7 protein-coding genes are annotated in these 8,621 nt (G+C 51.3%); 2 read left to right on the top strand and 5 right to left on the bottom strand.

What is annotated here, in order from left to right; translation table 11 throughout:
- The coding region (locus tag Undi14_RS04520; RefSeq protein ID WP_200178121.1) for a biopolymer transporter ExbD at window positions 1-175 on the top strand (175 nt) is incomplete at its 5' end.
- A gap of 15 nt (window positions 176-190) precedes the next feature.
- A complete protein-coding gene (locus tag Undi14_RS04515) occupies window positions 191-622 on the top strand; it encodes a biopolymer transporter ExbD (RefSeq protein ID WP_186898662.1) in 432 nt (143 codons plus the stop codon).
- Window positions 623-857: 235 nt separating this feature from the next.
- Here the strand turns inward: Undi14_RS04515 and Undi14_RS04510 are convergent, their stop codons facing one another.
- The 5 genes from Undi14_RS04510 to Undi14_RS04490 all read right to left on the bottom strand — a co-directional run bounded on the left by Undi14_RS04510 (window position 858) and on the right by Undi14_RS04490 (window position 8,553).
- Window positions 858-1,274 (bottom strand): hypothetical protein, encoded by a 417-nt coding sequence (locus tag Undi14_RS04510; RefSeq protein WP_200178115.1) that lies wholly within the window; start codon window positions 1,272-1,274, stop codon window positions 858-860.
- Window positions 1,275-1,317: 43 nt separating this feature from the next.
- Entirely contained in the window at window positions 1,318-2,190 is an 873-nt protein-coding gene (locus Undi14_RS04505; RefSeq protein WP_200178114.1) for a DUF6348 family protein, read from the bottom strand.
- A 174-nt stretch (window positions 2,191-2,364) separates the two neighbouring features.
- Window positions 2,365-4,248: a glucokinase gene (locus tag Undi14_RS04500; protein WP_200178113.1), complete on the bottom strand. Its 1,884-nt coding sequence runs from the start codon at window positions 4,246-4,248 to the stop codon at window positions 2,365-2,367.
- Window positions 4,249-4,375: 127 nt separating this feature from the next.
- Complete coding sequence (locus Undi14_RS04495) at window positions 4,376-6,796, bottom strand: TIM-barrel domain-containing protein (protein ID WP_200178111.1); 2,421 nt, start codon at window positions 6,794-6,796, stop codon at window positions 4,376-4,378.
- Window positions 6,793-8,553, bottom strand: coding sequence for an alpha-amylase family glycosyl hydrolase (locus tag Undi14_RS04490; RefSeq protein ID WP_200178110.1), 1,761 nt, complete (start codon window positions 8,551-8,553; stop codon window positions 6,793-6,795). Before Undi14_RS04490 ends, Undi14_RS04495 begins: the two co-directional genes overlap by 4 nt.
- Window positions 8,554-8,621: the final 68 nt, after the last annotated feature.

Genomic DNA, 8,621 nt, shown 5'->3' with positions numbered 1-8,621 from the left:
CGAAGGTTTGTTTGACAAACTCAAAGTCGAAGCCGTCAAAGTACCGCAACCGGAAGTCCATATTCGTGGCGACCAGAATGTGCGTTACGAATTCGTTGGCAAAACCATCCTGACCGCCCAGCGTGCCGGGATCACCAAGGTCGGGTTCGTGATCGAACCACCACCACGGAATTAAGGAAAAGGACCAGATATGGGAATGCAAATAGGCTCAGGCAGCTCCTCCGCCGATCCTGAAGTGATGATAGAAATGAACATGACGCCGTTGATCGACGTCATGTTGGTGCTGATCATCATGCTCATCATCACGATCCCGATTCAGAATCACTCCGTGAATCTGAACATGCCGACGAACACCCCGAGTAAGCCGACAGAACCACCGGTCGTGATCAACATCGACGTTGACTTTGATGGCACGGTATTGTGGAACGGAGTGGCCGTGGCCAGCCGTAACGAACTCGAAGCGAAACTGGGTGAAGTGGCGGCACAGCCGAATCAACCGGAAGTGCATCTGCGTCCGAATGCGGTGGTGCCGTACAAATCGGTGGCGGCGGTGATGGCCTCGGCCCAGCGTCTTGGGGTGACCAAGATCGGTATGGTCGGCAATGAGCAGTTCTTGAAGTAATTCAGCCGCAAACGTAGTCGCAAAATACCGTCACAACGCGGTACATAAAAAAAGGCAGGGATTCCCTGCCTTTTTTGCTTTCTGTCCAGTCTGTCCGTAAGGCACCCGCTGAGCAATAAATATACTCCCCCCAGTATCTTAAAACGTCTTTATTTCATAAGGACATCAGGGGTAATTTCATAAAAACAGGGGGGAGTATATGAAATTCAGGATAAAACAGCTGCCGTTGTGCATCTTACTGCGACTCTTTTTCAGCCGCAGTATGCGTTATAGCATCAGCCGTCGTATTAGTGACAGCTTCGGTTACAACTTCGGTCGCAATGTCATCCGCAACAACATCCGCAATACCAGCATGAGCAGCATCAGCAGCAAGCGGAGTGAACCCGGCAGACTCCGGCTGATTGCGGTTTTTCTGCCGTATCGTTTTGAGCGCCAGTGCAATCAATAAAAATAACAGACACAGTAAAGCAATCGCTGGCGCAACCCATTTTACCCCCAGCAGGATCAGCCGTTGATGCTCTTCTGATTGCGCAAAGAACCAGACATCCACCAATGGCAGCACATAACTGACAAACACCGATGGCGCCAGCACCAGCACCGCCGTCATCACCAGAGCAATCAGCAAGGCTAACAGTTTAAGCAATACGTTCATTCTCATCTTCCTTCGCAATCAGTGCCGTTATTCTTGCGCGAACTCAGTTACTCACATCCGTGCTACTTAAAGGAACAGCGCTGGCATCCACTATCCGGCTCACGGTGCGGATCACCACATATTGCTTGCGAAATTCCAATCCGCGTTGCGGCCATTTTTCTACATAAGCCGTCAGCGCTGGCAATGCCGCCGCAAAATCCTCACCGTTGACGCGGCAATCCGCTGCCTGCGCACCGCGCTGATCACGTGATGCAAACAAACGCACTCCAAGAAACTGATCCGTCTGCAAGACAGCGTGAAATGCCTCCATGCTCTCGGTAAACAAACAGCAAGGGCAAAATGGATGCGCTTCTTTTTGCTTTGGTGGCGGATTGGTCGCCAGATGCGCGACCGGCCCTAAAATCACCTGTCGGAACCGCGTCAGTCCGACCGGTTCAGCCGCTTCAGCAATTTTCGCTTCATTGGCCACATTCATTTCTATCACGGTGCAATCACGCGGTACATCACGCGTTGCATCCAGCAAAACGACCAGATCCATTTTGATCCATTGCGCAAAGCCTTCAGCGATGGCAGCCGCCTCATCCGCGCCAAGCGCATGCTGATATTCTGATATCCCTTGCGGAAAATACTGTGGATGCCAGGCGTGTATGCGGGTGCAGCTACGAACCCGCCCTTCACCAATCACATTCGTTGTCACCGGCTGCACGGCCAGTACCAGCCCTTCCGGCAGTTGTATGCACGATGCTAAACGTTCAAATGCGAATCCGGCATCGCTGAGTGCAGCAGCCAGCACTTCCGTCAACAGCGGGTCGCTCTGCATCTGCGGTGTCTGCACTGGCGACGTGACAGAGGCCACCGCAGGCGAGCCAGAGCTGAACTTATTTTTGAGGGTTTTGAGAGATTGAAGCAGCGACATAAAGTACGATCAGAAGGCAGATGAAGCGCGATTGCAGGTCACGCTAAACCAGCATTGTACTTTTTTACGCCGCTGCTGAGCAGCAGTGCAATAAATTCTTACACTGCATCACACCAGAACCGGCTGAGCCTGGCTGCCTCGCTGTTTGAAAGAAACGCGGCAGCTCGCCTCAGATCAGCTATCCAGATGTGAAATCAGCAGATGGCTCAGACGTGTCGCTTCTTTCTCGCGGGAGTCTGCGCTGTGCGGTGCATCGACTGATAAACCGACGGCCAGAATATCGATCAGCAGCAACTGCAATATGCGCGAAATCATCGATAAAAATGTAGCGTTATCTTCGGTGTGATTCACCGCCAGACAGACGCTGGCTTTTTTCGCTAATGGCGACTGATGTGGGGCAATCGCAATCACATCGGCACCTGCATTCAATGCAACGTCCACTGCATTCAGCAGTTCCGGCAACTTACCGGAATTGGACACCACAATCACGACATCACCGGGATTGAGTAATTCGGCTGCCATCGTGAACAAATGCGCATCGCCGTAATTGGCGGTCGGAATGCGGAAACGGAAAAATTTGTGCTGCCCATCCAGCGCGACCGCGCGGGAATTACCCATCGCATAAAATTCGACCTTGTTTGCCTTGCGCAATAAAGCAATCGCCTGATCTATCGCGTGCACTTCCAACTGATCGCGGAAATTCAAAATCGCCGACACGGTGTTATCGATCACTTTAGCACTCAGATCGTGGGTGCTGTCATTGCGCCTGACCTGGCTGTGACGTACGGGAATCGTTCCCGTCAGACTGCTGGCAAATTTCAGCTTGAAATCGGCGAGTCCGGTAAAACCCAGCGAGCGGCAAAAACGAATCACCGTTGGCTGGCTGACATCGGCCAGACGCGATATTTCTGCAATCGCTTCATTCAATACGGTACGCGGATTCTCCAGTATCAGCGCCGCAACGCGACGCTCTGCCGGGCTCAGTTCCAGCTGTATCTGTTGTATGCGATCCAGCAAAGAACTGTCGCCGCTGCGCCCGCGCAAATGCTCAGACAAGATAGCCGACACACCGTAAAACGCCGGATTCGGTGTCGTAATCACATACGTTGGAATTTGCGCCAGATAGCTGCTGAAGCGCCCTTTCGCCTCGAAACGGCTGCGGAACAGCGACGCTGCAAACTTTTCGCCCATCAGTGGCACGATGCCACCGCCAATATAAATGCCGCCAAAAGCACCCAGCGTTACCGCCAGATTCGCAGCGAAACTTCCCAGCATCGCGCAAAAACATTCCAGGGTTTCCAGACTGAGCGGCTCGGCTTCATGCAAGGCGGCATGCATAATTTCCTGCGCCGATAAGGCGCGCACCTGCTGCTGATGCCGCGCTGCCAGAGCACGATAGATCAGCTCTAAGCCGGGGCCGGAAATCAGACGCTCAGTCGAGACGTGCGGCCATTCTTTCCATGCGAACTGCAAGATCGCATATTCACGTTCATCACATGGCGCAAAATTGACATGGCCACCTTCGGAACCCAAAGTGACGAAACCATCCGAGGTAGGTATCAGCCCGGAGACACCCAGACCGGTACCCGGGCCGAGCACGCCTATCACTGATTTTGCGACGGCAGTGCCACCGCCGATCTGCATCACATCGCTTGCCTGCAAGCCGGGCAAGGACATCGCCAGCGCCGTAAAATCGTTCACAATCAGCAAGGTGTACAGGCCAAATTCACGCCTGACTGCTTCGATAGAAAAAGCCCAGTCACGATTCGTCATGCGGACATCGTCGCCATCAACCGGATTGGCAATCGCAAACGCTGCATGTTGAATACGGCTCCCCTGATGATCATGCAGGTAAGCACGGATCAACGGCACGATGCCGGTGTAATCATCACATTTCAATACACGTACTGCAGAAAAATTTCCGGGTGCCGTTTCCAGCGTAAAACGGGCATGGGTCGCGCCGATGTCTGCCAGTAAACGTGGGCCACCGGAAAACCCGGCGCTATGATGTTCTGCGTGTTCTGCGTATGCAGGTCCTGCCAACGTGTGTTCTGCCATGTTTTTTTATTTAATTAATTTCCGGAATTTCATCACACCATGATCTGACATTTGTCTCGCTGTCCGCGCTGACAAAGGTTAAGCAATTTACCACAGCCGCTGCCGGTTTCCGCATATTCTGTCGCGCTCATTCCGACATTTGAACAACTAATTTCGCCGTGCTGCCCGCCTTCCAGAGTACATCCAGCGTCACTTGCCGGCTGGACGCATCCCAGGCAAACGCGACCGACTGATGTTGCAGCAGAATTTTTTCCGGTGCAGCGGCGATATTGTGAATGACCATCTGTACACGCCTGTCGCTGGCAACACGTTTTGCACCATTCACGGCATCCAGTGTCAGCACCAGTTGTCGTTGCTGGTATGCGCTGCGAAACTTCATCAGTGTATATGCGCCGTGTTCAAATGCCTTGGCCGTCATACCGTCATCATCGTATAACTGCGACTGAGAAGAGACAACTGCGGGGTCATAGTAGTAGTGTAAATCAAACGTCTTAGCTGAATATTGCTGGGTATTCTGCATCGGCTTTGCCATGGGAATGAACGCACCGCCACGAACAAAAACCGGGATATGTTCGTTGACGATATCAATGCTGTGGCGACTACCTGCGGCATAAGCCTGCCCCGTATAAAAATCAAACCAGTTACTGCTGGCGGGAAAGTAAATATCGGTTTTTTTCTGGCCTGCACTCAATACAGGATGTACCAATAAATCACGTCCCCACAGATAACTGTCGGATGCAGAGGTCAATAGCGGATTCATTGGTTCGGCAAAAAACAGCGGGCGCATCAGTGGCCAGCCATGCTGGTTATTCTCAAACGCCAACGTATAGTTATACGGCAACAGGCGGTAGCGCAACTCTATCGCCGCCTTAGCAAGCGCCCGCGTCGCAGGCTCACGAAACACCGGTTCTGAGGCAACTTCCTCCTGTGAATGCGGGCGGAATACCGGTTGAAATACACCATATTGCAACCAGCGTGTATATAACTCGTCGTCCAGATTGGCACCGGCAAAACCGCCAAGATCAGAATGCATATACGCCATTCCCTGCATTCCCATTTGCAGCGCAATTTCGGGTTGCGAACGCAAACCACCCCAAGTCCGGTTCACGTCGCCCGACCACGGAATCATGCCGAAACGCTGCGAGCCGGAATAACCCGCGCGCATCAGAATGAAAGGCCGTTCTTGCGGATATTCTTTGCGGTAGCCTTCCGCAATGAGTTTCGCCCATTGATGCCCGTAAATATTATGGACCTGATCTGCCGATCCGGTTTTATGCTGCAGACCAGCAGGATGCACTTCCGGCTCGCCCAGATCGCCCCACCATCCGGCAACACCTTCGGCTTTCAGATTCTTGTAGATATTCCAGAACCATTGTTGCGCATGCTTATCGAACAGATCAATCAGGCCAGTGTGACCGAAATAAAAGTCATAGGTATAAGGCTGACCTTGCTGATCTTTCGCCAGAATATTTTCTGTAACGGCTTCTTTCCATCTGGCCGAACTGGTCAGAATAAACGGTTCGGTAATCAGTATGGTTTTGATGCCTTGTTGCGCAAAGTCGACAATCATTTTTTTGGGTTGCGGGAAATTATCGCGATCAAAAGCGAGATTACCCATGGTTCCTTTAATCTCTTTTCCGAACCAGTACAGGTCAAAAATAATCGCATCAACAGGAATCTGCTCTTCCTTATATTTCGCCAGTACTGAACGTGCCTCGGATTCGGAATGATAACCAAAGCGGCTGGCGAAATTACCAAAGGCCCAACGTGGTGGTAATGGCTGCCTGCCTGTCAGTTTCGTGTACGCAGAAACGATGTCCTCCCAGCTATCGCCCGCAATCACCTGATAAGTCTGGCGTCCGCTCAGGCTTTCATAGGCAAGCAGATTTTTCTTTTTACTGTCGAGATCAAGAAATCCTGTCGTCGGATTATCAAAATGTATGCCGTACATTTTGGAAGAAAAAACCAGGGGCATAGCAAAATTCATTTGCTCGGAATGTTCTTCGTAACCGTAATGCGCCTTGTTATATAAGGGCAGGCGATAGCCACGCCGGTTCATGCCAAGGGCGCGGGCACCTGCGCCATATAAAGCCTCATCCTGATCTAGGCGGAAGTCCAGGCTTCGCCCCTGTGTCAATTGCTGATAACCCTGATGTTCTGCAATCAGGGCTTTATTTTTGTAGGTATAACTGATCTGGAATGGCGCACGATTGATATTAACTGCCATGTTGCCGGCAATGTAGCTGAGATGCTGCGTATCGCTGCGAAGCTGTGCCTTGATTTTTTCCGGCTCCAACACCACCGCATGTGAGGCTTGCTGAAATTGTTCACCCGCCGGGATAAAACTCGTCTCGATAATATTTTTTGTGTACGGCTTGAATAGATAGCGGCCATCATTCGTCTCAACTTCGAGATAGGCAGGCTGAATAGAAACACGCTGTATGCTGCGGCTGAGATTTTGCGCGGCAAGATCAGTCACACAGAACTGCATCAACAGCGCCAGCGTTGCCAGGCATGAGATGCGTTTGAAATGGGTTTTCTGTTTCATGGTGCATCCTGTGCAATCAGAGCAATCGGAAACTGGCTCGCAAAAGTCACGCAGCCGTTAATGACGATTGCAGTCTTTCCTGAATAATGGTCACGTAATCGCTGACCATCAGAAAATACGCCGGCAACTGAAATCGGATTATCCTGATGTGTGGGTAAATCCAGTGCCACGACTACCTTGTCGCGCCGCCCGTGGTCGTCGTATGTGCGCTTGAATGTATAAGGACGATCATTGATTTTCTGATGTATTCCCGCGCCAATGGCAGGATGCAGCCTTCTGAATGACGCGAGCTTTTGCCAGTGTGCGAGTACATCGGCAATCCGGTAATCCTGTTGCATAGCATTGGCTTTCAGCGCGTCCCAGTTCATGAAGGAACGCAGTCTGGCATCGCCCTGCGCTTCTTTCACATCAATATCACGTGCGGTTTCATCGCCATAATAAATCTGCGCTGCGCCCGGGCTCAGCAAGAGTCGCGTCGCAGCCTCAAAAGGCTGGTGTCGTTGCAGATCAAAAGGTGCGCTGTCGTCATGAGAGCTGATGTAATTGAGAACCGAATAACCTTGCAAATCACCGTGCAGTCGTGCTGAATACGTGCTGAAGAGCTGCTCACGATCTTTCTTCGCATCAGACTTGAAGCCAAAATTAATCAGGTTATCAAAACCGTTTTGGTAAAAATTAATCTGGCTGCCACCATCCATCGTGAACTTCTGGCCTTCAGTGATCGAATATCCATACACTTCTGCTGTCATAAAAAAAGGCGTGTCTCCGATCTTCTTCTGCGGATTCGCGGCTTTCCACTCTTCATAAGCACTGCTGGCGAGTTGTTTCAGTTCTTTCCAGACACCTGGCTCAACATGCTTGACGGTATCGGCGCGAAAGCCGTCAACACCGTATTTCCGTATCCAGTCGGTATGCCATTTCATCATGTAATACTTTGGCGCACGCGGATAGCCGGTACGTTGAAAAAATTGATCAAGCTCGCTTATTTCTTTGGCATAACGGCCTTCGGCTTTCCATTTATCGATCAGAAATGGTGGTAACGGCGTCGCCTCGTTACTATCGGTACGGATATCCGGCAAACCTTGCACCAACGTGCAACTGACGGTACTGGCCACATCCTTGTAGGTACAGACAGGCGCATGGCGCACCCAGCTGTCTGGCCAGGCAGTATCTTGCTCAGCCAGTGGGCCGACGTGATTCATGACGATATCCAGCAAGACACGTATGCCATGTGCGTGCGCGGTATCGACCAGTTCGTGCATATCGGCTTCCGTGCCAAGATTGGCATCAACGCTGGTGAAATCGCGCGCCCAATAACCATGAAAACCGTATGATTTGCCGCTGCCTTCATCGGTTGCACCATGTATCTGTTCGACTGGCGGTGTCAGCCAGATCGCATCCACACCCAGCTGATTGAAATAGCCTTCTTTTATTTTCGCAGTAATTCCCGCCAGATCACCGCCCATATAACCACGCAATGGTGCAGCATCTTTTTTCCTGCTGTAAGCAAGATCATTCGCAGGATTTGCATTGTAAAAACGGTCGGTCAGCAAAAAATAGATGGTCGCATTGTCCCAGGTAAAGAAGGGTTTCTCAGACAATGCAATTTTATTTTTTTCGCTGCTATCGCTGCCTTGGCTTTCGGCTTTCAGACGAACTTCATTGCCCGTACTCTCTGCGCGGGCTGAAGGCGATACACATAAACTGCTAAAACAAAGGAACAAAAATGAAATACAGAACAGGAGGTTTTTTTTCATGGCGGAGCTCTTACCGGTCAATGCGGAATTGGGGCGCAGACGAAAGAAAAGTATCAGGTTGCGCCAGA

Source organism: Undibacterium sp. 14-3-2, assembly GCF_016595265.1.
In the GTDB taxonomy this organism is placed as follows: Bacteria; Pseudomonadota; Gammaproteobacteria; order Burkholderiales; family Burkholderiaceae_D; genus Undibacterium; species Undibacterium aquatile.
The sequence above is the reverse complement of the archived record's forward strand: the minus strand, read 5'-3'. Positions and strand labels throughout refer to the sequence as shown.